The sequence below is a fragment of the Thermasporomyces composti genome (genome assembly GCF_003386795.1).
Taxonomy (GTDB): Bacteria; Actinomycetota; Actinomycetes; order Propionibacteriales; family Actinopolymorphaceae; genus Thermasporomyces; species Thermasporomyces composti.
The window spans coordinates 115658-141619 of the sequence record NZ_QTUC01000001.1; the positions used below are offsets into that span (position 1 = coordinate 115658).

Sequence of the window (25962 nt, forward strand, 5' to 3'; positions counted from 1 at the left end):
GGTAAAGTGTGTGCGGGCCCCGGTACGCCAACCGGTAGAGCGGGCGGTCTCAAAAACCGTACAGTGTGGGTTCGAATCCCACCCGGGGCACGCGGCTTCCCCCTCGACGGCTCCGGTGCCGACGGTCGTGGCATCGATGATCACGTCGGTCATCACGGTACCGGTGATCATGGTGTCGGCTCTCCTCACCGCCGGTCGGCCGCCGTTTTCGGCCGAGCTGTTCACCGTCTCCGCCTCACCCACCGCGGCGGTTTGGCCCCATTCGCCCGTTCCGTCAGCACCTGGCCACCCGCGAGCGGTGTGCTGGGCGGCCCGGCCGGGTGGGCCGCCCCCGAATGACTCGGACGTCGAGACACGCCCCGTCGGACCCGACGCCGACGGACCGTCTAGGACTGGTAGCCGGCCACCGACTCCGAGACCGCGTCACCGATGCGGTGCACGCGCAGCGCGTTCGTCGAGCCCGGAACCCCTGGAGGACTCCCCGCCACGATGACAACGGTGTCACCGCGACGGCACCGGCCCAACGCCAGCAGCGCCCGGTCGACCTGTTTGACCATCTCGTCGGTGTGCGACACCGTCGGGACGAGGAACGTCTCCACACCCCAGGTGAGTGCCAGCTGGTTACGCGTCGACTCCTCCGGGGTGAAGGCCAGCAGCGGCACCCGGGAACGGTGTCGGGCGACCCGCCGAGCACTGTCGCCGGACTGGGTGAAGGCGACGAGGTACTTCGCACCCAGCCGCTCCGCCACCTCGGTCGCCGCCTTGGCGATCACGCCGCCCTTCGTGCGTGGCTCCCAGTTGATCGGCGCCACGCGCTCCAGGCCGTGCTCCTCGGTGGTCTCGATGATGCGGGCCATGGTGCGGACCGCCTCCACCGGATACATGCCGACGCTGGTCTCGCCCGAGAGCATCACCGCGTCAGTGCCGTCCAGGACCGCGTTGGCCACGTCCGACGCTTCGGCTCGGGTCGGCCTGGGCGCGTTGACCATCGACTCCAGCATCTGAGTGGCCACGATGACCGGCTTGGCGTTCGTGCGAGCCAGCTCGACGATCCGCTTCTGGACGAGAGGAACCTCCTCCAGCGGCATCTCCACGCCGAGATCGCCCCGCGCGACCATGAACCCGTCGAAGGCGTCGATGATCTCGGGCAGGTTCTGGACGGCCTGCGGCTTCTCGATCTTGGCGATGACGGGAATCCGCACCCGCTCCTCGTCCATGATGCGCAGGACGTCGTCGATGTCGCTGGCGCTGCGAACGAACGACAACGCCACCATGTCGGCGCGCAGGTTCAACGCCCAGCGCAGGTCGTCGACGTCCTTCTCGGACAAGGCGGGGACGGACAACGCCACACCCGGCAGGTTGAGGCCCTTGTGGTCGGACACCCGTCCTCCCACGACGACCCGTGTGACGACGTCGGTATCGGTGACCTCCTCGACGTCGAGGACCAGCCGACCGTCGTCGACGAGAATCCGGTCGCCCGGACGCACGTCCCGCGGCAGCCCTTCGTACGTCGTGAAGGACCGAGTGGCGTCGCCGTCCACCTCCTTGGTGGAGATGACGAAGCGATCACCGTAGACCAAGTTCGCCGACCCCTCGGCGAACTTTCCGAGGCGAATCTTTGGTCCCTGCAAGTCGACGAGGATTCCGACTCCGCGTCCGGCCTCTTCGGCCGCCTCGCGGATCATCTGGAAAACCCGCTCATGCTCAGCATGGGTCCCGTGGCTGAGATTGAGCCGGGCGACGTCGAGCCCGGCCTCCACAAGCTCACGAACCCGCTCGGGAGTCGCGGTGGCGGGACCGAAAGTACAGACAATCTTGGCACGGCGCACGCCATGAGCCTATGCCCGCCAGTGGCGCTCGTGGTCCTCAGGTCGGGGCACGTCGCGCTCCGTCCTGAGGACCACTCGCCGCGTCACACTGCCAGCGGCCGGTCGGTAGGCCTGATGGGCGCAGGCAACGCCGACTCCTCACCGCGCAGCCAGGCGTCCACCGCAGCCGCGCACGACCGTCCCTCCGCGATGGCCCACACGATGAGCGACTGGCCACGTCCGGCGTCTCCGGCCACGAACACCCCGTCGACCGTCGTCGCGAACGACGAGTCCCGGCGAACGTTGCCGCGCTCGTCCAGCTCGACTCCCAGCTGCTCCAGCAGCGGCCCGCGCTCGGGGCCGACGAAGCCCATCGCCAGCAGCACCAAATCGGCGGGAATCTCCTCCTCGGTGCCTGGCACGGGCTGGAAGCGTCCGTCCTCGAACCGAACCTGCACCAGCCGCAGCGCCCGGACTCGACCCTGGTCGTCGCCCAGGAACTCGGTGGTGGACACGGCGTAGCGTCGCTCCCCGCCTTCTTCGTGGGCGCTGGAGACACGGAAGACCATCGGGTACGTCGGCCAGGGCTGGTGCGGTGGTCGTTCGTCGCTCGGACGAGGCATGATCTCCAGCTGGACCACGCTCGTCGCGCCCTGGCGCAGCGCCGTTCCGAGACAGTCGGCGCCGGTGTCGCCACCGCCGATGATGACGACGTGCTTGCCTTCCGCGGTGATCTGGCCCGGCACCTCCTCCCCCAGCGCGGCACGGTTGGCCTGCGGCAGGTACTCCATCGCCTGGTGGATGCCCGCCAGGTCCCGGCCCGGTATGGCCAGGTCGCGCGGGGTCGTGGAGCCGATCGCCAAGACGACCGCGTCGTAGCGCTCCCGCAGTTCCTGTCCGGTCACGTCGACGCCGACGTTGACCCCAGGCCGGAAGATCGTGCCCTCCCGAGCCATCTGGTCCAGGCGACGGTCCAGGAACCGCTTCTCCATCTTGAACTCGGGAATGCCGTAACGGAGCAAGCCGCCGATCCGGTCGGCACGCTCGTACACCGCCACGGTGTGTCCCGCTCGGGTGAGCTGCTGCGCGGCGGCGAGACCAGCCGGTCCCGAGCCGACGACGGCGACCCGCCGGCCCGTGAGCCACTCGGGCGGCCGTGGCTGGACCCAGCCCTCGTCCCACGCCCGGTCGATGATGGAGACCTCGACATTCTTGATCGTCACCGCTCCGCCAGATGTCGCCTCGTCGATGGCGAGCACACAGGCGGTCTCGCAGGGCGCGGGGCACAGTCGACCGGTGAACTCCGGGAAGTTGTTGGTCGCGTGCAGGCGCTCGATGGCGCCCCGCCACTCGCCCCGCCACACCAGATCGTTCCACTCGGGGATGAGGTTCCCGAGCGGACATCCGTTGTGACAGAACGGGATGCCACAGTCCATGCAGCGGCCGGCCTGCTTGGTGATGATCGGCAGGAGCACGCGCCCAAGCCCACCTCGACCGTCGCCTCCGGCGTCGCCCTCGCCGGTGGGGTAGACCTCACGCCAGTCGCGCAGCCGCTCCGGGACCGGGCGGCGTTGCGCGACCTCGCGCGGGGTGGTCAAGAAGCCCTTGGGATCAGCCATGCGCGGCCTCCATGATCGCCTCGTTCACGTCGCGCCCTTCCGCCAAGGCCCGAGCTCGCGCCTCCAAGACCCGCTTGTAGTCCAGCGGCATCACCTTCGTGAACCGCTCCGACGCCGTCGGCCAGGTCGCCAGCAGTGCCGCGGCGACCGGCGAGCCGGTCTCCTCGGCGTGCGTGGCGAGGAGGTTGCGGAGGACCTCCTTGTCGTCTTCATCGAGCGGTTCGAGCATGACCATCTCGGTGTTGACCCGCTCCTCTCGCAGGTCGAGGACGTAGGCGATCCCACCGGACATGCCGGCGGCGAAGTTGCGCCCGGTGGGACCAAGGACGACCACCACGCCACCGGTCATGTACTCGCAGCCGTGGTCTCCCACGCCTTCGACCACGGCGGTGGCGCCGGAGTTGCGGACGCAGAAGCGCTCACCGACCTTGCCGCGGATGTACAGCTCGCCGCTCGTGGCGCCGTAGGCGATGACGTTGCCGGCGATGATGTTCTCCTCCGCGGCGAAGGTCGCCGCCTGGTCAGGCCGGACGATGATGCGCCCGCCCGACAAACCCTTGGCGAGGTAGTCGTTGGCGTCGCCCTCCAAGCGCAAGGTGATGCCGCGCGGTACGAACGCGCCGAACGACTGGCCCGCCGAGCCCACGAAGGTCAGGTCGATGGTGTTGTCCGGCAGCCCCGCGCCGCCATAGCGCTTGGTCACCTCGTGACCGAGCATCGTGCCGACGGTTCGGTTGACGTTCCGGATCGGCAAGGTGGCTCGTACTGGACCCTCCCCGTTGAGAGCGTCCTGAGCCAGCTCGATGAGCTGGTTGTCGAGCGCCTTCTCCAGGCCGTGGTCCTGGCTGGTGACGCAGCGCAGCGGCGTTCCCTCGGGCAGCTTGGGCATCTGCAGGATCGGACTGAGGTCGAGGCCGGACGCCTTCCAGTGGTCGACAGCCCGTCGCACATCCAGCATCTCGGCGTGCCCGATCGCCTCATCGAGGGAGCGGAAGCCCAGTTGCGCGAGGTACTCACGCACCTCCTGGGCGATGAACTCGAAGAACGTGATGACGAACTCCGGCTTGCCGCGGAACCTCTTGCGGAGCTCCGGGTTCTGCGTCGCCACACCCACCGGGCAGGTGTCAAGGTGGCAGACCCGCATCATCACGCATCCGGAGACCACCAACGGCGCGGTCGCGAAGCCGTACTCTTCCGCACCCAACAGCGCGGCGATGACCACGTCCCGGCCGGTCTTGAGCTGGCCGTCGACCTGCACGACGATCCGGTCCCGTAGGCCGTTGAGCAGCAGGGTCTGCTGTGTCTCCGCCAGGCCCAGCTCCCACGGCGCGCCCGCGTGCTTGATCGAGGTGAGCGGAGCCGCGCCCGTACCGCCGTCGTGACCGGAGATCAGGACCACGTCGGCGTGCGCCTTGGACACCCCTGCGGCAACGGTGCCGACGCCCACCTCGGCGACGAGCTTGACGTGCACCCGAGCGGCCGGGTTGGCGTTCTTCAGGTCGTGGATCAGCTGGGCCAGGTCCTCGATGGAGTAGATGTCGTGGTGCGGCGGTGGGGAGATCAGTCCCACGCCCGGTGTGGAGTGACGGGTCTTGGCGATCCAGGGATAGACCTTGTGCCCGGGCAGCTGGCCACCCTCACCCGGCTTGGCGCCCTGCGCCATCTTGATCTGCAGATCGGTGGCGTGGGTGAGGTACTCGGCCGTCACTCCGAAGCGTCCACTGGCGACCTGCTTGATCGCGCTGCGGCGCTCCGGGTCGTACAGCCGCTCGGGGTCTTCCCCGCCCTCGCCGGTGTTCGACCGCGCGCCCAGCCGATTCATCGCGATCGCCAGCGTCTCGTGCGCCTCGGCGGAGATGGAGCCGTACGACATCGCGCCTGTCGAGAACCGCTTGACGATGCTCTCGACGGGCTCGACCTCCTCGATCGGGACAGGTGGGCGCACGCCATAGCGGAACGAGAACAGACCCCGAAGCGTCATCAGGCGCTTCGCCTGCTCGTCGACTCGGGCCGTGTACTTGCGGAAGATGTCGTAGCGCTGGGTACGCGTGGAGTGCTGGAGACGGAACACCGTCTCCGGGTCGAACAGGTGCTCCTCGCCTTCCCGACGCCACTGGTACTCGCCACCGACGGACAACCGGCGATGGGCCGGGGCGATGCCGTCACGTGGGTAGGCGGTCACGTGGCGACGCCGCACCTCTTCGGCGATGCCATCGAGGCCGATCCCACCCAGCCGGGACACCGTCCCGGTGAAGTAGCGGTCGACCACCTCCTGGGACAGCCCGATCGCCTCGAAGATCTGCGCCCCGGTGTAGGAGGCGACCGTCGAGACGCCCATCTTGCTCATCACCTTGAGGACCCCCTTGCCGAGCGCCTTGACCAGGTTGCGCACCGCCTTCTCGGGGGTCACGCCCTTGACGAAGACGCCCTCCCGGGCCAGGTCCTCCACGGTCTCCATCGCCAAGTAGGGGTTGACGGCAGCGGCGCCGTAGCCGATCAAGGTGGCGACGTGGTGTACTTCGCGGACGTCGCCGGCCTCGACGATGAGACCCACCTTCGACCGGCTCTTCTCGCGGATGAGGTGGTGGTGCACGGCGCCGGTCAACAGCAGCGACGGGATGGGCGCCAGCTCGGCGTTGGAGTGTCGGTCGGACAGCACGATGATGCGCGCGCCGTTGGCGATCGCCTCCGAGACCTCCGCGCAGATCTCTTCCAGCCGACGCTCCAACTCCCGGCCGCCGCCGTCGACGCGGTACAGGCCGCGTACGACGTGGGTGGCGTACCCGGGGTAGTCACCGTCACGGTTGATGTGGACGATCTTGGCCAGCTCGTCCTTGTCGAGGACGGGGAAGGGCAGCACGATCTGTCGGCAGGACGCGGGCCCCGGCTCGAGCAGGTTCCCCTCCGGTCCGATCGTCCCAGCCAGGGACGTGACCAGCTCCTCGCGGATCGCGTCCAGCGGTGGGTTGGTCACCTGCGCGAAGAGCTGAGTGAAGTAGTCGAACAGCAGCCTGGGTCGCTCCGACAGCGGGGCGACCGGGGTGTCGGTCCCCATCGAGCCGATGGGCTCCGCGCCGGTCATCGCCATCGGCGCGAGGATGAGGCGCAGCTCCTCCTCGGTGTATCCGAACGTCTGCTGCCGGCGAACCACCGACGCGTGGGTGTGGACGACGTGCTCTCGGGGGGCGAGATTCTCCAGCCTGATGAGCCCGGCGTGCAGCCACTCCTGATATGGGTGCTCGTCGGCCAGTCGCTGCTTGATCTCCTCGTCCTCGATGATGCGGTGCTCGGCCACGTCGACCAGGAACATCCGGCCGGGCTCGAGGCGCCCCTTGCGGACCACGGACTTGGGGTCGATGTCGAGAACGCCCACCTCGGAGGCGAGGACGACCAGCCCGTCGTCGGTCACCCAGTAGCGGCTCGGACGGAGGCCGTTGCGGTCGAGCACGGCTCCCACCTGGGTGCCATCGGTGAAGACCACGCACGCCGGGCCGTCCCACGGCTCCATCAAGCAGGCGTGGAACTCATAGAACGCCCGGCGCTTGGGATCCATCTCCGTGTGGTTCTCCCACGCCTCGGGAATCATCATGAGCACCGCGTGCGGCAGGGACCGTCCGCCCAGGTGGAGCAGCTCGAGGACCTCGTCGAACCGCGCTGAGTCGCTCGCCCCCGGCGTGCAGATGGGGAACAACCGCGCCACGTCGGAGGCGTCCGCACCGGGCCGAGCGAGCAGCTCGCTGGCGAGCAAGGCCTCCCGTGCCCGCATCCAGTTCTCGTTGCCCATGACGGTATTGATCTCGCCGTTGTGGGCCACGAACCGGTACGGATGCGCGAGCGGCCAGGACGGAAACGTGTTGGTGGAGAACCGCGAGTGCACGACCGCGATCGCGGTCTGGATACGTCGATCGGACAGGTCAGGGAAGAAGGGCTCCAGCTGCTCGGCGGTGAGCATGCCCTTGTAGACCAGCGTCCGAGACGACAACGAGGGGAAGTACGCGGGTGTGTCGTGCTCGACTCTCTTGCGCAGCGCGAACGCTCGACGCTCGAGCACCATCTGCGGCAGCGGCCTGCCGTCGGCGCTGCCCACGAAGAGCTGGCGGAAGCGTGGCATCGCCGCACGTGAGGTCGCGCCGAGCAGATCAGGCACGACCGGAACGTCACGCCAGCCCAAGACGGCGAGCCCTTCCTCGGCCGCGATCTCCTCGATGCGACGGACGATGGCGGCCTCCACCTCGCCCTGGAGGTCCTCCCGAGGGAGGAAGACCATGCCGGCCGCGTACTCCCCACGCGGTGGCAGCGGGAAGTCGCACACCGCTCGGAAGAACGCGTCAGGCACTTGGAGCAGGATGCCCGCGCCGTCGCCGGAGTCGGGTTCGCTTCCCGAGGCGCCGCGATGGTTGAGATTGCGTAGCGCCGTCAGAGCCTGCTTGACGATCTCGTGACTCGGCTCACCGCTCAGGGTCGCGACGAAGGCAACACCGCAGGAATCGTGCTCGAAGCGAGGGTCGTAGAGGCCTGGCCGCTGGGATGCTCGTCCCATAGAACTCCCGTCGTCGCAACTCGTGTGTGTCTGGATCGCACGAGGGACGACGCTGGCCCCGGCCCCAGTAGCGTAACGGATAGGTTAAGCCCGGCGTTGGGCCTGCCGACCAGGATCGCACGACCAACGGCGGATGTCATCTCCACGTCCGACGCGTGGCGGTCAGGTTTCGGGCGTCCGCCCCCAACGGGGACGTTCACGGCGGATCGCCGGCCGACGGACTGACGTGGTGGCCTCGCTAGTCCTCCGGTGCCCGAGTGGCCTGCCTCGCGTTCGTGGGGTCCTGGCGACGTTCGTGCGTCCCCGACTCCGCTGACGACCCGGTAGGCACCTCGTCGTCGCCGCTACCGCCGGCCCGCTCGGTCGGGTCGCGATGGCGCCCCTCGCTCGCGGACGCCGTTGCCAGCCCGGTCTGCTCGGTCTGTTCAGGTTGACCAGCTTGGTCAGGCCGCTGGTCGGTTCGCTCAGCCCGCTCGGTCCGCTCCGTCTCCTCGGTCGGCTCGGTGACCACCTCGCGACCCGGACGAAGGCGAGCCGACACGACGATGTAGACGACAGCGGCGAGGAAGACGACGATCGACGTCCAGACGTTCAGACGCAACCCAGCGATGTGGTTGACGGGGTCGATGCGGAGGTACTCGATCCAGCCTCGGCCCGCCGTGTACCCCGCGACGTACAAGGCGAACGCCCGTCCGTGACCGAGCCGGAACCGTCGATCGGCCCAGATGACCAAGCCAGCGACCCCGACGTTCCACAGGAACTCGTACAGGAAAGTGGGGTGGAAGGCCTCGTACTGCTCGTACCCGTCCGGACGGTGCTCGGGATCGATCCGCAGACCCCAGGGCAGGGACGTGGGCGCCCCGAACAACTCCTGGTTGAACCAGTTCCCCCACCGACCGATGGCCTGGGCGAGCACGACGCCGGGCGCGGCCGCGTCCGCCATCGCCGGCAGCGGGATCCCCCGGCGCCGGCACGCGATCCAGGCGCCGACCGCGCCGAGCGCGACACCGCCCCAGATGCCCAGGCCTCCCTCCCAGACCGCGAAGACCCGCCAGGGGTCCCGACCCGGGCCGAAGTAGAGCTGGTAGTCGGTGATGACGTGGTAGAGGCGGGCGCCCACGAGGCCGAACGGCACCGCCCAGACGGCGATGTCGGCGACGGTCCCGGGGTTGCCTCCACGCGCGACCCAGCGACGGTTGCTGAGCCACACGGCGACGACGACCCCGGCGATGATGCACAGGGCGTACGCGCGGATCGGCACCGGCCCGAGATGCCAGACACCCTCCGACGGACTGGGGATCAACGCGTGAATCAACATGCGCGGAGTGCTCCTCGGAAGCGGAGTGCTCCTGAACAGGAGTCCCGGACGGGGCCTGGCCGGGAGAGGCGACCTACCCGAGGGGGCGACTTACCGGAGGGACCCTACTCGCGTCCCGACCGCTTGGCGAGCGCGTCGTCGATGACCAGCCGAAGACCCGGGGCGGTCATGTCCTGCGGCTGCAGTGGCTCCCCACCGTTGACGAAGACGGTCGGCGTCCCCGTCACACCTCGGTCAGTGGCGGTCTGGTCGATCGAGCGGACCCACTCCTCGAACTTGCCCCGACGCACACACGAGCGGAAGGACCCGTCGGACAGTCCGACAGAGCTACCCAGCTCCGTCAGCAGGTCCACCGTCCAGTCCTGACGGAAGTTGGTGTAGAGCGCGTCGTGCAGCTCCGGTCCCTTCCCGGCGTCGGCAGCGCAGGCGAACGCGTTGGCCGCGAGCTCCGTCGGCCGCCCGAACGACGACAGCGTCACCGGGTAGTAGACGACCCGCACCTTGCCACTGTCGACCTGCTCCTTGAGGTAGTCCGAGACGGCGGCCTCGAAGTCGCGGCAGTGGGGGCAGAGGAAGTCCTCGAAGACTTCCACGGTGACCGGGGCGTTCTCCTTGCCGATTGCGATCCCGTTGCCCATACCGACGGGCTTCGCGCGTTCCTGGACGTTGCGGGTGTACCCGTGCGCCACACCCGCCGGGACGTCGGAGCCAGAGTCGACCTTGGACCGCTGCCACTGAACGACGCCGGCGATCGCGACCACGACCACGACGACCACCAGAGCGATGAGCAGGCGCAGCCTGTTCTCGCGGCGCCGCGCCTCGGCGGCCTGCCGTGCGCGCTCGGCGCGCAAGGCCTCACGGGCGGACTTCTTGCTCATTCCTCTCCCCGATCAAGGTCCTCGCCGCTGGAGGAGGGCCGTGACATCGCCGAGCTGAGCGCGAACCGGCCGGGGCCGACCACGGCCAGCCACCCGGCGGCCACCATCAGGCCGATGTCGCGAAGAATCTCCTCCAGGTATCGCGTTTCGCCCGGCTCGACCGGACCTCCACCACCGAAGCAGCCGCAGTCGATCGACAGTCCTCGAGCCCAGACCGAGGCGACTCCGATGACGAAGGCCAGCATGAGCACCCCTGACGCCACCGCGGCGATCCGGGTGGCAACCCCGACGATCAAGGCGATCGCCAGGACCAGCTCCACGAATGGAAGCGTGTAGGCGACCGCGGCGTCCACGCCGTGCGGAAGCAGCTGGTACGCCCGGACCGCCCGCACCTGCTCGGCCGGCGATTGACTGAGCTTGGCGATCGCGGCCACCACGAGCACGCCTCCGAGCACCAGGCGCGCCAGGACCGAGATCCACGGCGTGACCACCGCGAGCCGAGACGGAGCGGCGGTGCCGGACGCGGGCTCCGCGTGGACGTCCGTTTTGCTCACCGAACAACTCCTTGCCGCGCCGCAGACGACCTGGTGGCGGAGGGGGGCACCTTGTCCACGCGAGCCGGGCGCGCGTCAAGGGCGTGGGAACACCCCACGAGGATACTGGCCGCCCGCCACCCGCCATGGACGCCGACGCGGCGACGTGTCGGCCCGCCCGCCAACCCGCCCGACGTCGCCACCGAGGTCGTCATAGGGGTCGTCACAGGCCACCTCACCGTACCGAACGGGCGAGCGACGGAGGTCGGTTCAACGGTCACGGTCGGACAACTATGCCCAGGTGGCCGGAAGTTCCCGGCCTGAGGCGATCTCGCCCGACTCGGCCGCAGGTCACCCGACACGTCGCCGAACTCCGGCGGACAGGTCACGAGCCAGGTCACGCACCGCGGCGACACCGGACTCCACGTCCGGCGCGTCGAGGACCCGGCGCACGAACGCCGAGCCCACGATGACGGCGTCCGCGTACGACGCCACCTCTGCCGCCTGGTCGGCGTTCGAGACACCCAGGCCGACGCCGATCGGCAACGAGGTCGCCGCGCGGGTGCGGGCCACCAGCTCCGGTGCGACCGCGGAGGTGTGCTCCCGCGCCCCGGTCACGCCCATCACGGACGCCGCGTAGACGAAGCCACGGCAAGCGCTGACGGTGATCTTGATCCGTTCCGGCGATGAGGAGGGCGCCACCAAGAAGACGCGGTCCAGCCCGGTGGCGTCCGAGGCGGCGATCCACTCCCCCGCCTCCTCGGGGATGAGGTCGGGCGTGATCAAGCCCGAGCCGCCCGCCGCCGCCAGGTCACGCGCGAACCGCTCGACGCCATACCGCTCGATGGGGTTCCAGTACGTCATGAGCACAGCGGGGACCCCGAGGGACGCGACGGCCTCGACGGTCCGCAAGACGTCTCGGGTCCGGATGCCACCCCGCAGCGCCTGGTCGGCCGCCATCTGGATGGTGGGGCCGTCCATCACCGGGTCGGAATAGGGCAGCCCTACCTCGATCAGGTCGACACCGCCCTCGACCATCGCGCGGAACGCGGCGATGGCGCCGTCGTAGCTGGGGAACCCGGCGGGCAGGTATCCCACCAGGACGCCTCGGCCCTCCTCGCGGGCCTTGTCGAAGACCGGCGTGACGCTCATCGCTCGCCCCGATCCGCCTCGAGCAGCCCGAACCACCGGGCGGCGGTGTCCATGTCCTTGTCGCCCCGTCCGGACAGGTTGACGACGATGACGGCGTCCGGACCGAGCTCCTTGGCGACGCGAAGCGCGCCAGCCACCGCGTGCGCCGACTCGATCGCCGGGATGATCCCCTCGGTACGGGTGAGCAGCCGGAACGCCTCCATCGCCTCGGCGTCGGTCACCGGCTCGTAGCTCACCCGACCGGTGTCGTGCAGCCAGGCGTGCTCCGGGCCGACCCCCGGATAGTCCAGCCCGGCCGAGATCGAGTGGCTCTCGATGGTCTGGCCGTCCTCGTCCTGCAGGACGTAGGACCGCGCGCCGTGGAGGACGCCAACCTGCGCGGCGGTGATCGTCGCGGCGTGCCGCCCGGTCTCGACACCCTCGCCACCGGCCTCGAAGCCGTAGAGCCGGACCGTCTCGTCGGGAATGAAGGCGGTGAACATGCCGATCGCGTTGGACCCTCCCCCGACGCAAGCGCAGACCGCGTCCGGTAGCCGGCCGATCAGCTCGAGGACCTGCGCACGCGTCTCGTCGCCGATGCCCCGGCAGAAGTCCCGAACCATGACGGGGAACGGGTGCGGCCCACCGACCGAGCCGATGAGGTAGTGGGTGTGGTCGACGGTGGCCACCCAGTCCCGCAGCGCCTCGTTCATCGCGTCCTTGAGGGTGCGGCTCCCTGTGGTGACGGGGACGACCTCGGCGCCCAGCATGCGCATCCGGGCGACGTTGAGCGCCTGCCGCCGGGTGTCCTCCTCGCCCATGTAGACGCGGCACTCCAGGTCGAGGTAGGCGGCCGCGGTCGCGCTGGCCACGCCGTGCTGGCCGGCACCGGTCTCGGCGATGATGCGGGTCTTGCCCATGCGCTTGGTGAGCAGCGCCTGCCCGAGGACGTTCCGGATCTTGTGCGCGCCGGTGTGGTTGAGGTCCTCCCGCTTGAGCAGGATGCGCGCACCGGCCGCCTCGGACAGCCGTTGGGCGTCGTAGAGGAGGCTGGGCAGACCCGCGTACTCCCGCAGCATTCGGTCGAACTCGGCGGTGAACGCGGGATCGGCCATGGCTTCCTGGCGCGCCGCGTCGAGCTCCTCCAACGCCGCGATCAGGGCCTCCGGCACGAACCGCCCACCGAAGCGCCCCCAGTGCCCGCGCTCGTCAGGGCCGGTGGGCGACGTGGTGGGAGGGTGGGTGGCCAGGTCTGTCATGGCGTCTCTCGGTCGTAGTAGAGGGCTGGGTGCGCGCCAGCCGCCACGAGGTCCGCGACGGCCGCGCGAGGGTCCTTGCCGGTGACCAGGCTCTCACCGACGAGGACGGCGTGGGCACCGGCCCGCGCGTACTCGATCACGTCGTGTGGACCACGGATGCCGGACTCGGCGATCTTGATGATGCCGTCGGGAATCTTCGGCGCGAGTCGGGCGAAGGCGGTGCGGTCGACTTCGAGGGTCTTCAAGTTGCGGGCGTTGATCCCGATGATCCGCGCCCCGGCGTCGACGGCCCGCTCGACCTCCTCCTCAGTGTGGCACTCGACGAGCGGGGTGAGGCCGATCGACTCGGCTCGCTCGATGAGTCCGATGAGGGCGTTTTGCTCCAGCGCGGCGACGATGAGGAGTACCAGGTCGGCGCCGTAGGCGCGGGCCTCCCACAGCTGGTAGCTACTCACCACGAAGTCCTTGCGCAGCACCGGGATGTCCACCATCGCCCGGACCGCGCGGAGATCATCGATCGAGCCGCCGAACCACCGCCGCTCGGTGAGCACGCTGATGGCGGCCGCGCCACCCGCTTGGTAGTCGACGGCGAGCGCGGCGGGGTCGGCGATCGCGGCGAGGGCGCCCTTGCTCGGGCTCGCGCGTTTGACTTCGGCGATGACCGCCACACCCTCCCGCCGGAGGGCCGGCAGCGGGTCGATCGCGTACGGCAGCTGCGCGACTCTCGCCTTGAGATCCTCGATCGAGACTCTCGCCTGGCGCTCGGCTAGGTCGGCTCGCACGCCGTCGAGGATGTCGTCGAGGACGCTCACGCGGTCAGTCCCTTCCTGCGCGGGCTACGGAGCATGGTCGGCCCGATGCGCGGGCCGCCAAGCTCAGGACGTGGCCAGCGTAACGACGCCTCGTGGCCCACCTGACACCGGATGGGTCGATCAGCCCTCGTCGCCCGATGGCGTTCCTCCGAGAACGGCACGACGGTCCGGGGGGGGGCAGATCCCATCACGGCGACCGACCCGCCCCGCGCGACACGTCGCGCGCTGCCGGATGTCACCTGGACGCGGTCGAGAGCGCGCGACGTCAGGAGGCGACGTCAGGAGGCATTGTCGGCAGCGGGCCCTGGTGTCGGACGGCGTCGAGGGCCAGACAGCGAGGGCCAGACAGGGCCGAGGGCCCACGTCGGGGCCCTCGACACGGGACAACGGGTGCCTTGAGGCGACGACCGTGGCGCTCGGTCAGACCCGCACGACCAGGGTGTGCATGATCTTGTCGGTGAACGTCTGTCGCTTCTTGTCCCACAGCGGCCACAGGTACCCGACGTAGATCGGAAGAGCGTCGAGGACGTGGCAGAAGGCGCGCAGGAGGCACCAGAGCCCGCCGATCGGCTGACCGTCAGTCTCTCGGACCAGCTTGATGCCCAGGACCTGCTTGCCGATGGTCTGACCCTTACCGCCCTGCCGAATGCAGTAGTTCCAGATGAACAGGCCCAAGGTGATCAGACTCAGCAGGTTGAGCAGCAGCGGGCTGCCGTTGCCTGTCACGAGCAAGACGTTCGCCACGATCGAGGGGGGTGCCACGACGAGGACGTCGATGAGGGTGGCGCCCACCCGCTGCAGCCACGAGCCCAGCATGTCAGGGCTGGGAGCGGCATACGGGCTGGCCTGCGCGTACGGCCCGTAGGGTGCGACCTGGCCGTACTGCTGCTGGGCGTAGCCGTACTGACCGTACGGCTGCTGTCCGTAGCCGGGGTAGGGCTGGTGGGCGTAGGCCTGCTGGCCCTGGGCGTACTGTCCGTGACCCTGGTGCGCGTACGGCTGCTGGGCATAGCCGTACTGACCGTACGGCTGCTGGACGTAACCCTGCTGGCCGTAGCCCTGCTGCTGTCCGTAACCCGGCTGCGCGTAGGCTTGCTGGCCGTAGCCCGGCTGCGCGTATCCCTGGTAGCCGTACGGCTGGCCGTAGCCGGGCTGCTGATGGGGCTGGCCGTAGCTCTGGCCGTACTGCTGCTGCCCGTACGCACCCGGCTGGCCGTACTCGCCCGGACCGTAGGGCTGCCCGCTGCTGGTCGGCTGCCCCTGCTCGTGCGCATCGGAGCCCGTGGGCGGGTTCGGCGTACTCACAACCGTGCTCCATTCTCGGTGTGTGAACGAACGCGGAGCAGGCTAGCGACCTACAACGTCGCTGAAAACTGGCAGCGCCGCGAGTCGCCACCGTCGGCCAGCTCCACCGCCGGTCGCCGGTGGACTCCTCCTGGCGAGCCGCCGGGGGAGACCCTCCGCGAGGCAGGACAACACGCACCGATGACGCTTCGCCCCGACCACCGGGTCGCTTCGTAGGCTCCGGGAGACCGCGCCCACGGAAAAAGGTGACGGCGTACGTACGGTGGTGGTATGGCCGACGCCCCGGACTCGCCAGAGGCCGTTGAGCACACGCTTCCCTCCGGCGTCCCCTCCGATGCCACCCTGGTCGGCATGGCGGTTGGCGGCGCCGGCGCGGTCGGCCTCGCGGTCCTCGCGGACGCGACCGGTGGGGCGGTCGGCGTCCCCTGTCTCCTGCGCGCCACGACCGGCCTGGCCTGCCCATTCTGCGGCGCGACCCGGATGGGAGCGGCACTGTTGCGCGGCGACCTCGGCGAGGCGCTGCGGCTCAACGCGCCCGTGCTCGTGGCCGGCCTCATGGTCGGCTACCTCTGGGTGAGCTGGGTGCTGGAGCGGCTGGGGGTCGCCCGCGCCCCGCGACCGCGGCTGACGCCACGCACCCGCCGTCTGCTCGTCCCGATCCTGGTGACGCTCGCCCTGACGTTCACGGTCGTGCGGAACCTTCCATGGGAGCCGTTCGCCGCCCTCCGCCCTTGATCACGGATCCGGCTGGGCGAGGCTCGGTGTGCCAGGCTGACGCCGTGCTGGAGGAGCCAGCACACAGATCTGTGCCAGAGGCAGACCTCTCGACAGGGAGCGGATCGGTGCCGGTCCGCGAGAACCCGGTGCGGTGGTGGTTCTGGCCGGACGCCACGGACGTGGAGAAGATCGAGGTCGGGTCGCGTCAGGCGTTTGACGGGTGGGCTGGCGTCGCCGCTCGTCGAGCGCGTCGAGGTCACCGCCGTCCGGGCCGGGGGCGCGCTCCGACGGTTCGGGGAACTCCTGGACCGGCGCTGACCCGCGGGCCGGCCGGCCGGGCCCCGGTCAGGCTGGGCGAGCGCGCGCGGGTGGTGGGCGGCCGTTCCCAGTTCCGCCAGCGGGTCCCCAGTGCCGTCAGTGGTTGGACAGGGACGCCGCCGACAGGCCGCGCCGCCGCGCCGTCGCCAAGACGTCCGCGAGCTGGTCGACGGCCCACTCCAGGTCGGCTCGCTCCACCACGAGGGGCGGTGAGAGTCGGATGGTCGAGCCATGGGTGTCCTTGGCCAGCACACCCCGGTCGGCGAGAGCCGCGCAGACGTCCCGTCCGCTGCCCAGGGTGGGGTCCACGTCGATCCCCGCCCACAGCCCAACGCCCCGCACCTCCCGCAGGCCACGGCCGACGAGCTCGCGAAGCCGCGCGTGCAGGATCACGCCGAGCTCTCTCGCCCGTGCTTGGTAGGTGCCGTCCCGCAGCAGGTCGACGACGGCGCGACCGACCGCGCAGGCGAGCGGGTTTCCGCCGAAGGTGCTGCCGTGTTGGCCGGGTCGGAGCACCCCCAGCACGCTGGCGTCCCCGACGACCGCCGAGACCGGCAGAATCCCACCGCCGAGCGCCTTGCCGAGGATCAACAGGTCGGGGACCACGCCTTCCAGCTCACAGGCGAACGTCGTGCCGGTGCGCCCGAGCCCGGACTGGATCTCGTCCGCGAGAAGGAGCACCCCGCGCTCGGTGCACAGCCGGCGCACCTCCGCCAGGTAGCCGCGCGGGGGCACGATGACGCCCGCCTCACCTTGGATGGGCTCGAGCAGGACAGCCACCGTGGTTTCGTCGATCGCGGCCTCGATCGCCGCGGCGTCGCCGTACGGCACGCGTCGGAAGCCCGGCGTGTAGGGGCCGAAGTGGTCGTGGGCGTCCGGGTCATCGGAGAAGCTGACGATGGTGAGCGTGCGACCATGGAAGTTCCCGCTGGCCACGATGACGCTGGCGCGTCCATCCGGGACGCCCTTGCGCTCGTAACCCCACTTGCGAGCGACCTTGAGCGCGGTCTCGACGGCCTCCGCGCCGGTGTTCATCGGCAGCACCATCGTGTCGCCGGCGAACCCGGCGGTCCGTGTCAGGTCGACCAGCTCCGCGCAGAACGGCCCGAACTGATCGTGGTGGAAGGCCCGGCTGATCAGCGTGAGCCGCTCCAGCTGCTCTCTCGCCGCGGCGACGATGCGCGGATGCCGGTGGCCGAAGTTCATCGCGGAGTAGCCAGCCAGGCAGTCGAGATATCGCCGCCCAGTGACATCGGTGACCCACGCCCCGTCGCCCTCGGCGATGACGACCGGCAGGGGCGCATAGTTGTGGGCGGCGAACCGCTCGGCCATCTCCACGTGAGCGGAGATCGGCGAGGTCGTGTCATTCCTCATGGTGGCCCCCATCCCCACCGCGCGCCCCGTGAGCTTCGTCAACGGCAGTGGACGCCGGTCGAATCTCCAACGTGCAGCACTTCGGTCCCCCACCGGCTTTGCGCAGCTCGGAGATGTCGACTGGGATGGGTTCGAAGCCGCGATCGGCGATCTGCTCGGCCAGTCTGGCAGCCTCCCCCGGTAGGACGACATGACGGCCGTCGGAGACGGCGTTCAACCCGAGCACCATCGCGTCGGCCTCGTCGGCGAGGATCGCGTCGGGATAGAGCCTGCGCAGGAGCTCCTGGCTTTCCGGCGCGAAGGCCGGTGGGTAGTACGCGATGGTTTCCTCGTCGAGGACGACCAGCGCGGTATCCAGGTGGTACAGCATCGGATCGACCAGTCGGAGGGTCACCACTGGGCGAGCCAGGAACCGCTCGAGCTCCCGATGGGCGGCCGGCTCGGTGCGGAAGCCTGTGCCGGCGAGGATCCGCGAGCGTGTCACGAGCAGGTCGCCTTCACCCTCGTTCACCGCGACCGGCACGTGGATGCTCCGAAGGCCGAGCTCGGCGGCGTGGGCCTTGAACCACTCCAGGTAGTGCGTCGCCTCCGGCGCCCGTTCGGCGTACCGGAACTTGGCGCCGAACACCATCCCATCGACCACCAAGGCGCCGTTGGCCGCGAAGACCATGTCGGGGAGCTCGGGAACCGGGTCGATCACACTGACCTGGTGCCCCAGCGTCGTGTAGACGCGACGCAAGGCCTCCCACTGTTGGCTCACCCGATTCGGGTCGACCGCTCCCGCTGGATCGTCCGGGCGCATCCACGGGTTGATGGCGTACGCCACCGTGAAGTACGTCGGCGGGCACATGAGGTAGTGCCGACGAGTGGCCTTTCGCTCGCCCTTCGCCGGGATCCACCGTGGGTTGCGAACACGTTCCCCCCGTACGGCGCTCGTCCGCGCCCATGCGTTCATCGCGAACCTCCGGTGCGGTGTCAAGCTGGACCCGCGACGAGCGTACGAACGACCTGATAGTCGAACCAATGTGCGACACGTGCGTCCCAGCGGCGGTTCGTTGCGTCTTTCCTCCCTGGTCCGTCGATTCGTTGCATTCGCGACCCAGTGTCGGCGACGCCCGCCGGCTCGGCGACGGTCAGCGCCTCGCAGCAGTCGAGACTCGCAGGCGATCGAGGCCGCAGACGGTCGGGCGCCGCCGACTCACCGCTCGGACGGACGAAGGCCGGGACGGTCGAGGAGCCGGGAGAGCACCAGCACGCTCTTGGTTCGGACGACGTAGGGCTCGGCGTTGATCCGCTCGAGGACCTCCTCGAAGTGGTGGATGTCGGTCGCCAGCACGTGCACCAGGGCGTCCGCCTCACCGGTCAGCGTGCAGGCGAAGACCACCTCGGGGAACCGGGCGAGGCCGTCGCGGATGGTCGCCGGCGAGGTCTTGCCCTGGCAGTACAGCTCGACGTAGGCCTCGGTCGTCCAGCCCAATGCCTGCGGCTCGACCGTGGCGGTGAAGCCGGTGATCACCCCCGACCGCCGCAGTCGGTCGACCCGTCGCTTGACGGCCGGCGCGGACAGACCGACCCGCGCGCCGATCTCCGCGAAGCTCGCCCGACCGTCGTCCAGCAGCAGGGCGACGATCCGCTCGTCGACAGGGTCGAGACGCACCAGAGCCACTCCCCAGCGTTGCCCCTCCTGGTCCCGATCCTGCCGCTCGCCTCGCGCCAGGGCTGAGCGGACACGCCCACGCCTACGGTCGGTCATGCCCTACCCAGTGCGTGGCGAGACCACCCATGGCCACCGGAGATCTTGACACCGAGGTAACGATCCTCGAGCATTCGAGATCGAGACGTTACGTGAACGTTCACATTCACCCGGCCGCACCACAACGCTGGGCACGCCCTGCACCTCGGAGCGCCGTCTCGTGTGTGCGCGGTGTTGGCCGACGACCGCTGTGGGCCGACGACGCCGACGTGGGCGTCCAACGGGCCTTAGCGGTTCAGGTGGGAAAGGGCTGACTTCATGCGACGGAAATCCTTCGCGACCGCGATGGTCGTTCTCGCGGCCATGGTGGTGTCAATTCCCTCCGCACAGGCTGCCGGCGTGTTGAGCCCATGCCGCGACGCGCCGAGAAAACCCGTCACGACAGGCGCGGTGTTCAACGACCCCACCGGTGACGCCACGGCTATCGTCCGCGAGATCTGCAACCTCGTGCACCAAGCCCCACGCGGCTCGAGGATCCGCATCGCCCACTTCGTCATCTCCGGCGACGCCGGAATGGATTTCGCGAACGCCCTCATCGACGCACACCGCCGTGGCGTCGACGTGCAGATCGTGCTTGACGGCTGGCAGGCTGACACCGCAGCTGTCGAGGCGCTTCGCGCGACACTCGGCACCGATCGGTCACGACGGTCGTGGCTACACGTGTGCACGAACGTGTCCCCCGAGGGCAACACGGCCGCCTGCATCGGGAACAAGGGGCAGCACAACAAGTTCTATCTGTTCTCCCGGACGGCCGGAAAGTCTCATGTGGTCGTGCAGTCCTCAGCCAACTTCACCGACCTCAACTCCACCACCTACTGGAACAACGCGGTCACGATCGTTGGCAACAAGAGGCTCTACGAGGCCTACGACGCCTACTTCGAAGACCTCGCCGCGGAGAGGCGAACCGACGACTACTTCCGCACTGTGACGACCCGCATGCCAGGCGGCACGGTCACCGCTTCCTTCTTCCCCCAGCGAACCGGTGACCCCATCATCGACCACCTGGCGAAGGTCCGCTGTCACGGCGAGACGACCATCCGTGTCGGGATGTCTGAATGGGACACCTATCGGATCGGCATCGCTGAACGTCTCGTCGAGCTCGCGCAGCAAGGCTGTCAGGTGCGGATCGTGTATGGGCTCATGGACGACGACGTGCGCGAGCTCCTGTCAGCACAGTCGACCATCACCTTGGCCGCGCTCAGCGACGCCCAGCAGCTACCTGGGCGCATCCACTCCAAGTACATGCTGATCGAGGGGCACTACGACGGTCGACCTCACGCTCGTTGGGTCTTCACCGGCAGCCCCAACTTCACCATGACCTCATTGCGGCGCAACGACGAGACCCTCCTGGCGATCAATCTCACCGGCGTGTACCAGCAGTACCGCGCGAACTTCGCCACCCTGGCGAACGCTGCGCGCCAGCGCTGACGCGCGGGCCAAGCGAAGGAACAAGAGAAGAGAAGGAAGAGGCAGAAGATCGTCTAGGACGACGGTGGCTGCCCTGTGGAGACGACCCCACGGGGCAGCCACCATCCTTCCCACCGCGCCTTTCCAGGCGTCAGCCCACGATGCCGAAGCGGGCGTCCGCGGCCGCGAAGTGACACGCGACGTCGTGACCCACCGCTCGGTCAGCCAAGCGCGGGACCTCGATCGCGCAGAGGTCTCGCGCCTTCCCGCAGCGGGTGCGGAACGGGCATCCAGACGGTGGGTTCAGCGGCGACGGTACCTCGCCGGACAGCACGATCTCCTCACCCGCCTCGCCGCGATCGAGGTCCAGGATCGGCGCTGCCGACAGCAACGCTTGGGTGTACGGGTGAGCAGGTTCGGCGAAGACGTGCTCCGTCGCACCGTGCTCGACGATACGACCGAGGTACATGACCGCCACCTCGTCGGCGACGTGCCGCACAACACCCAGATCGTGGGACACGAACAGGTACGACACGCCGGTCTCCTGCTGGATGTCTCGCAGCAGGTTGAGGATCTGCGCGCGAATCGAGACGTCGAGAGCCGAGACCACCTCGTCGCAGACGATGAGCTTGGGACGCATGGCGAGCGCTCGGGCAAGACTGATGCGCTGACGCTGCCCACCCGAGAACTGGTGAGGACGCAGGTGCCGCTGGTTGGGGCGCAAGCCCACGAGCTCCAACAGCCGATCCACCTCACGGTCCCAGTCGCTCGGCTCCACGATGCCGCGATGGATGCGCCACGGCTCACTGATGAGCTCGTGCACGCTCATCCACGGGTTCAGAGAAGCGTAGGGGTCCTGGAACACCATCTGGACCATGGGCCGCAACCGTCGCATCGTCGCCCGAGAGGCGGTGGCCAGGTCGACTCCGCAGACCACCACCTGGCCCCGGGTCGGCCGGAGCAGGCCAACGATCGCCCGAGCGAGCGTGGACTTGCCGCAACCGGACTCACCCACGATGCCGACAGTGCGAGCTGGTGGCACGACGAGGTCGACACCGGTCACCGCGTGGAGCGCCCGCTTGCGGCTGAACCAACCCCCAGGGAGGGGGTAGTCGACGTGGAGGTCGCGCACCTCGAGCACTGGCGCATCGTCGCTCATGGCCGCTCCCCTCCCTCGACACGCTCGGAGGCGAAGACCTGCGTGGCGAAGTGGCATGCGCTCGTCCGTGTCGAGGTCACCGCCACAGGTTGGGGCGGCACGGTTCGACAGATGCTCTGCGCGATTGGACACCGTGGATGGAAGGCGCATCCGGTCGGCAGCGCACGGGGGTCAGGCGGTTGCCCGGGAATCGCCTCCAGAGCGCCACGCGGCCGACGCCTATCGGGCACCGCCCGTAGCAATCCCTGTGTGTACGGGTGGGCAGGCGTGGCGAGTACATCGCGACACGGTCCCGACTCCACCACGCTGCCGGCGTACATGACGGCGACCCTGTCGGCGGTGCGGGCCACCACACCGAGATCGTGACTGATGAGGATCATGGTGAGGCCGTCGGTCCGCTTGCGTTCGGTCAGCAGACGCATGATCTGCGCCTGGACGGTCACGTCGAGCGCCGTGGTCGGCTCATCCGCGATGAGCAGCTTCGGCCGAAGAGCCAGCGCCATGGCGATCATGACGCGTTGGCGCATGCCGCCGGAGAACTCGTGCGGGTACGCGGTCGCCCGCTGACCAGGATCGGGGATTCCGACCTCGGCCATCGCGTGTACCGCGCGATCCAGGGCGTCTCGACGACTCAAGCCAGCGCGCCTGCGGAACATCTCCGCGATCTGCGTGCCGACGCGCATGGCGGGATTGAGCGAGGACAGCGGGTCCTGGAAGATCATGGCGATCTCGGCGCCTCGCACGGATTCCCACTCCCGCTCGGATAGGTGGGTGAGCGAGCGGTTCTGGAAGCGGATCTCCCCACCGCGGACAGTGACTCCAGGGGGCAACAAGCCGATCAGCGACAAGGCGGTGAGGCTTTTCCCACTGCCAGACTCGCCGACGACCGCCACGGTGCCGCCACGCGGGACGGTCAGGCTGACGCCTCGCACGAGGTCGACGGCGGGATGGCCGAGCTGGATCCGCAGATCAGTCACGCGCACCAGCGGCTCACGTTCCGGATTGGCCGTCGGCGCCGTGGTCGACGACGGCGTGCCACTGGCGCCTGGCAGGCTCGACGTCTCGGTCATAGCACCGCCCTCGGATCACTGACGTCTCGATACACGTTGCTCACGAGGCCGACGGCCACCACGACGACGGCCAGCATGACCCCGGGGAGGGTGGAGATCCACCACGCCGATGCCAGGTAGTCACGGCCCTCGGAGATCGTGGTGCCCCAGGACGCCTGAGTCACCGGCACACCGAGGCCGAGGAAGCTCAACGACGCCTCGGCGACCATCGTCAGTCCGATCTGCGCGGTGCCCGCCACCAGCAACGGCGGCCAGCACGACGGCAGGATGTAGCGGGTCAGGATCCGCAGGTGACTGGCACCAAGCACGCGTGCCGAGTCCACGTATTCGAGGTTTCGCGCCGTGATCGCGGACGCGCGCACCACTCGAGCGAAGATGACCCAGCGGGTGACCGCCAACGCGATGATGACGTTGGTCATGCTGGGGCCGAGGACACCGGCGATGAGGATGGCGAGCAGCACGCTGGGAAAGGCGAGCTGGATGTCTCCCAGCCGAGAGATCACCGTGTCGATCCAGCCGCCGAAATAGCCCGCGACCAGGCCGAGCACCATCCCGACCAGGCCGCCGATCAGGACAGTGAGCACGCCGACGGTGACGGAGACGCGACTTCCAGCCAGAATCTGAGCGAGCATGTCACGTCCGACGGCATCCGTCCCCAACCAGGCGATGGACCCATCCGTCAATCGCGCGCCCGGAGGGAGCAGCCGGTTGGGGAGATCTGTCTTGGTGGCCGAGTAGGGGCGCAGCATCGGCCCGACGACGGCGCCGAGCACGACCAACGCGATCAGTCCCGTCGCCACCTTGGCGCTCCAAGGAACGCGTCGGCGCGCGAGAGCTCCCTCGACAGCCGGCGTTTCCTCGGGCGGTGACGCGTTGTTGGCCGGTGCGGCAGTGGCGTTGGCAGTCATCGCAGATGCTCCGGCTTCAACCGAGGGTCGAGCGCGACGTACAGCAGGTCGACGAGCAGGTTCAGCAGCACGTACGCGATCGTGATGACCATGATCACCGCCTGGACCACCGCGTAGTCCCGGTTGGTGATCGAGTCGATCATGAGTGATCCGATACCTGGCCAGGCGAAGACCACTTCGATGATCACCGCGTTGGCGATGAAGTTCCCGATCAAAAGACCTAGCAACGTGACGACCGGAATCAGCATGTTCCGGACCACGTGACCGTAGAAGACCACACGGCGATTCAGCCCTTTCGAGAGCGCAGTCCGCACGTAGTCCTTGTTGAGCTCGCCGAGCGCGCCGTTTCGCACCAGCTGCACAAGCCAACCGAGGAACGGCAGGGCAAGAGTGATGGCGGGCATCAGAAGGGCCGCGACGGTTCCGTCCGCGGTGGGTGGCAGGAGGTCGAGCGTTCGGGAGAAGATCAGGATGAGCATGACCCCGACCCAGAAGGACGGCAGGGCCTGCCCCACCATGGCTGGCACCGAGATGAGGCGGTCCAGCCACGAGCCAGCGTGGCGAGCGCTGACGACGCCGAGTGGGAAGCCGATGAGAACGGTCAGGAGCAAAGCGAACGCGCTGAGCTCCAAGGTTGCGGGCAGACGCTCGGCGACGTTGGCCAGCGCGTCGCCACCGAGCCGCCACGAGATGCCGAAGTCGCCTCGCGACACCTGGGAGAGGAAGGTGAGGTACTGCACGCCGAGCGGTTGGTCCAGGCCCAGCTGACGACGCAGGCGCGCGACATCCTCGGGCGTGGCGGACGAGCCCAGCATGAGCCCCGCTGGGTCACCTGGCACCACGCGAACGATGAAGAACACCACGCTCAACGAGGCGAAGATGATGAGGGCGGCTTGGACGAGCCGCCTGAGCAGAAACCGCAGCATCAGCCGCCTCCAGGCGGACTCTGGGCCGGCGAGGAAGCGATGGACGAGTCGCGAACGACAAGCTGGCAGGAGTAGCGGACAGTCGTGTAAGCGTCCGGTGACTCGCGCTTCGACAAGCGGGCGACCAGCTGGTCGACGGCGGCGCGCCCGACTTGCTCGGCGGGTAGACGTACGCTGCTCAAGGCCGGCATCAGGTAGGCCGAGAAGGGGTGGTCACCGAAGCCGACGACGGCCACGTCGGTGGCGATCGTGCGGTGGGCCTCGGTCACCGCCCGGTATACCCCGAGCGCGAAGTAGTCGTTGCCGACGAGGATGCCCGAGCGTCGCGGAAGCTGCCCGACGAGCTCGCGGGCGAGCTGGTAGGACTCGTTGGGTTCCCACGGCAGCGCCCTCGCCTCACGGCGTCTGGTCGGCACTCGCAGCACCGAGACCGCATCCTCTGGCACACCACGCTCGGCGAGGGCCTCGCGGAACCCCTCGATGCGAGCTTTGACAGGCGAGATCTCGAGGTCCTCCTCCAAGAGACACAGGTGCTCGGCTCCGGAGTCGAGCAGATGCGTGGTGGCGTCATACGCCCCTTGTCGGTAGTCGATGCCTACTAGGTCGCAGGAGAACCCGGATAGCTCGCGGTTGACGAGCACGACGGTGGTCCCCGCCGACGTGAGCCGCCGCAGGTGGTCGACCTCCGTCTGGACCGGCACCACCAGCGCTCCGTCCACGCCCCATCGCATCATCGTCTCGACCGCGCGCCGCTCGTTCTCCTCGTTCTCCTCGGAGACCATGAGCAGCAGGGAGTAGCCGAGGGCACGGCTCCGTTGCTCGATCGCGCTGATCAGGCGCGCGTAGAACGGGTTGGACGGATTCGTGATGACCACGCCGATGGTCATGTTCGAGCCGAGCACGAGCGAGCGAGCCACGCTGTTGGGGACATAGCCCAGCCGTTCCGCCTCGGCCTTGATCAACGCGCGAGTTCGCTCGCTGACCGCGCTCTTGCCCGCGAGCGCTCGGGAGACCGTGTTCACGGACAGTCCGAGCGAGTCAGCGATGTCCTGCAGCCTGACACGTCGCGGTGGGTTCATGGCGCATCCGTTCTCTGGCTCGGTTCGGTCACGTAGCGCCGTCCCCCG

At 68.9% G+C, this 25962-nt stretch carries 20 protein-coding genes and 1 tRNA gene; 3 read left to right on the forward strand and 18 right to left on the reverse strand.

Features of this window, described 5'->3' with window-relative positions; translation table 11 throughout:
• Nucleotides 1-16 precede the first annotated feature (16 nt).
• A tRNA-Leu gene (locus DFJ64_RS00505) sits at nt 17-90 on the forward strand.
• 296 nt (nt 91-386) lie between these two features.
• Here the strand turns inward: DFJ64_RS00505 and pyk are convergent.
• The 10 genes from pyk to DFJ64_RS00555 form a co-directional block, all read right to left on the reverse strand.
• Complete coding sequence (gene pyk, locus DFJ64_RS00510; RefSeq protein ID WP_115848649.1) at nt 387-1829, reverse strand: pyruvate kinase; 1443 nt, start codon at nt 1827-1829, stop codon at nt 387-389.
• Nucleotides 1830-1912: 83 nt separating this feature from the next.
• A complete protein-coding gene (locus DFJ64_RS00515; protein WP_115848650.1) occupies nt 1913-3427 on the reverse strand; it encodes a glutamate synthase subunit beta in 1515 nt (504 codons plus the stop codon).
• Nucleotides 3420-7967, reverse strand: a complete 4548-nt coding sequence (gltB, locus tag DFJ64_RS00520) for a glutamate synthase large subunit (protein WP_115848651.1) — start codon at nt 7965-7967, stop codon at nt 3420-3422. The genes DFJ64_RS00515 and gltB overlap by 8 nt, the downstream gene beginning before the upstream one ends.
• A gap of 238 nt (nt 7968-8205) precedes the next feature.
• On the reverse strand, nt 8206-9285 hold the full coding sequence (lgt, locus tag DFJ64_RS00525) for a prolipoprotein diacylglyceryl transferase (RefSeq protein ID WP_115848652.1): 1080 nt from the start codon (nt 9283-9285) through the stop codon (nt 8206-8208).
• 104 nt (nt 9286-9389) lie between these two features.
• Entirely contained in the window at nt 9390-10163 is a 774-nt protein-coding gene (locus DFJ64_RS00530; RefSeq protein ID WP_115848653.1) for a DsbA family protein, read from the reverse strand.
• Nucleotides 10160-10717 (reverse strand): MauE/DoxX family redox-associated membrane protein, encoded by a 558-nt coding sequence (locus tag DFJ64_RS00535; protein ID WP_245940866.1) that lies wholly within the window; start codon nt 10715-10717, stop codon nt 10160-10162. The genes DFJ64_RS00530 and DFJ64_RS00535 overlap by 4 nt, the downstream gene beginning before the upstream one ends.
• A gap of 330 nt (nt 10718-11047) precedes the next feature.
• On the reverse strand, nt 11048-11848 hold the full coding sequence (gene trpA / locus DFJ64_RS00540) for a tryptophan synthase subunit alpha (RefSeq protein WP_115848654.1): 801 nt from the start codon (nt 11846-11848) through the stop codon (nt 11048-11050).
• A complete protein-coding gene (trpB, locus tag DFJ64_RS00545) occupies nt 11845-13086 on the reverse strand; it encodes a tryptophan synthase subunit beta (protein ID WP_115848655.1) in 1242 nt (413 codons plus the stop codon). Before trpB ends, trpA begins: the two co-directional genes overlap by 4 nt.
• Nucleotides 13083-13898 carry an indole-3-glycerol phosphate synthase TrpC gene (trpC, locus tag DFJ64_RS00550; RefSeq protein WP_115848656.1) on the reverse strand — a complete coding sequence of 272 codons (816 nt, stop codon included), beginning with the start codon at nt 13896-13898 and terminating at the stop codon, nt 13083-13085. Before trpC ends, trpB begins: the two co-directional genes overlap by 4 nt.
• A gap of 420 nt (nt 13899-14318) precedes the next feature.
• A complete protein-coding gene (locus tag DFJ64_RS00555; protein ID WP_115848657.1) occupies nt 14319-15203 on the reverse strand; it encodes an RDD family protein in 885 nt (294 codons plus the stop codon).
• Between the two features lie 270 nt (nt 15204-15473).
• On the opposite strand from DFJ64_RS00555, the gene DFJ64_RS00560 reads away from it, so the two are divergent.
• Nucleotides 15474-15938 carry a DUF2752 domain-containing protein gene (locus DFJ64_RS00560; RefSeq protein WP_115848658.1) on the forward strand — a complete coding sequence of 155 codons (465 nt, stop codon included), beginning with the start codon at nt 15474-15476 and terminating at the stop codon, nt 15936-15938.
• A gap of 396 nt (nt 15939-16334) precedes the next feature.
• Here the strand turns inward: DFJ64_RS00560 and rocD are convergent, their stop codons facing one another.
• The 3 genes from rocD to DFJ64_RS00575 form a co-directional block, all read right to left on the reverse strand.
• A complete protein-coding gene (rocD, locus tag DFJ64_RS00565; RefSeq protein WP_245940867.1) occupies nt 16335-17612 on the reverse strand; it encodes an ornithine--oxo-acid transaminase in 1278 nt (425 codons plus the stop codon).
• Nucleotides 17602-18567, reverse strand: coding sequence for a dimethylargininase (gene ddaH, locus DFJ64_RS00570; protein WP_211310443.1), 966 nt, complete (start codon nt 18565-18567; stop codon nt 17602-17604). The genes rocD and ddaH overlap by 11 nt, the downstream gene beginning before the upstream one ends.
• Before the next feature lie 243 nt (nt 18568-18810).
• The gene (locus DFJ64_RS00575; RefSeq protein ID WP_115851700.1) at nt 18811-19269 is read right to left on the reverse strand and encodes an Lrp/AsnC family transcriptional regulator; all 459 of its coding nucleotides are present in this window, start codon (nt 19267-19269) and stop codon (nt 18811-18813) included.
• A gap of 354 nt (nt 19270-19623) precedes the next feature.
• Between DFJ64_RS00575 and DFJ64_RS00580 the strand changes: the two genes are divergently transcribed.
• The gene (locus tag DFJ64_RS00580; protein WP_115848660.1) at nt 19624-20793 is read left to right on the forward strand and encodes a phospholipase D-like domain-containing protein; all 1170 of its coding nucleotides are present in this window, start codon (nt 19624-19626) and stop codon (nt 20791-20793) included.
• Nucleotides 20794-20923: 130 nt separating this feature from the next.
• Here DFJ64_RS00580 and DFJ64_RS00585 read toward each other — a convergent pair whose 3' ends face one another.
• From DFJ64_RS00585 to DFJ64_RS00605, 5 genes are all read right to left on the reverse strand, one after another.
• The gene (locus DFJ64_RS00585; protein WP_115848661.1) at nt 20924-21931 is read right to left on the reverse strand and encodes an ABC transporter ATP-binding protein; all 1008 of its coding nucleotides are present in this window, start codon (nt 21929-21931) and stop codon (nt 20924-20926) included.
• Nucleotides 21928-23001 carry an ABC transporter ATP-binding protein gene (locus DFJ64_RS00590; protein ID WP_115848662.1) on the reverse strand — a complete coding sequence of 358 codons (1074 nt, stop codon included), beginning with the start codon at nt 22999-23001 and terminating at the stop codon, nt 21928-21930. The genes DFJ64_RS00585 and DFJ64_RS00590 overlap by 4 nt, the downstream gene beginning before the upstream one ends.
• Complete coding sequence (locus tag DFJ64_RS00595) at nt 22998-23801, reverse strand: ABC transporter permease (RefSeq protein WP_211310445.1); 804 nt, start codon at nt 23799-23801, stop codon at nt 22998-23000. Before DFJ64_RS00595 ends, DFJ64_RS00590 begins: the two co-directional genes overlap by 4 nt.
• A gap of 104 nt (nt 23802-23905) precedes the next feature.
• Complete coding sequence (locus tag DFJ64_RS00600; protein WP_115848664.1) at nt 23906-24835, reverse strand: ABC transporter permease; 930 nt, start codon at nt 24833-24835, stop codon at nt 23906-23908.
• Nucleotides 24835-25914: a LacI family DNA-binding transcriptional regulator gene (locus DFJ64_RS00605; protein WP_115848665.1), complete on the reverse strand. Its 1080-nt coding sequence runs from the start codon at nt 25912-25914 to the stop codon at nt 24835-24837. The genes DFJ64_RS00600 and DFJ64_RS00605 overlap by 1 nt, the downstream gene beginning before the upstream one ends.
• Between the last annotated feature and the right edge of the window lie 48 nt (nt 25915-25962).

Excerpts from the sequence above, each read along its gene's own strand:
- gltB (WP_115848651.1), bottom strand. The coding sequence starts at position 7,967 with ATGGGACGAGCATCCCAGCGGCCAGGCCTCTACGACCCTCGCTTCGAG.
- ddaH (WP_211310443.1), bottom strand. The coding sequence starts at position 18,567 with ATGAACGCATGGGCGCGGACGAGCGCCGTACGGGGGGAACGTGTTCGC.
- DFJ64_RS00580 (WP_115848660.1), top strand. The coding sequence starts at position 19,624 with ATGCGACGGAAATCCTTCGCGACCGCGATGGTCGTTCTCGCGGCCATG.
- DFJ64_RS00600 (WP_115848664.1), bottom strand. The coding sequence starts at position 24,835 with ATGCTGCGGTTTCTGCTCAGGCGGCTCGTCCAAGCCGCCCTCATCATC.
- lgt (WP_115848652.1), bottom strand. The coding sequence starts at position 9,285 with ATGTTGATTCACGCGTTGATCCCCAGTCCGTCGGAGGGTGTCTGGCAT.
- DFJ64_RS00560 (WP_115848658.1), top strand. The coding sequence starts at position 15,474 with ATGGCCGACGCCCCGGACTCGCCAGAGGCCGTTGAGCACACGCTTCCC.
- DFJ64_RS00515 (WP_115848650.1), bottom strand. The coding sequence starts at position 3,427 with ATGGCTGATCCCAAGGGCTTCTTGACCACCCCGCGCGAGGTCGCGCAA.
- DFJ64_RS00585 (WP_115848661.1), bottom strand. The coding sequence starts at position 21,931 with ATGAGCGACGATGCGCCAGTGCTCGAGGTGCGCGACCTCCACGTCGAC.
- DFJ64_RS00590 (WP_115848662.1), bottom strand. The coding sequence starts at position 23,001 with ATGACCGAGACGTCGAGCCTGCCAGGCGCCAGTGGCACGCCGTCGTCG.
- rocD (WP_245940867.1), bottom strand. The coding sequence starts at position 17,612 with ATGAGGAATGACACGACCTCGCCGATCTCCGCTCACGTGGAGATGGCC.
- trpB (WP_115848655.1), bottom strand. The coding sequence starts at position 13,086 with ATGACAGACCTGGCCACCCACCCTCCCACCACGTCGCCCACCGGCCCT.
- DFJ64_RS00530 (WP_115848653.1), bottom strand. The coding sequence starts at position 10,163 with ATGAGCAAGAAGTCCGCCCGTGAGGCCTTGCGCGCCGAGCGCGCACGG.
- DFJ64_RS00605 (WP_115848665.1), bottom strand. The coding sequence starts at position 25,914 with ATGAACCCACCGCGACGTGTCAGGCTGCAGGACATCGCTGACTCGCTC.
- trpA (WP_115848654.1), bottom strand. The coding sequence starts at position 11,848 with ATGAGCGTCACGCCGGTCTTCGACAAGGCCCGCGAGGAGGGCCGAGGC.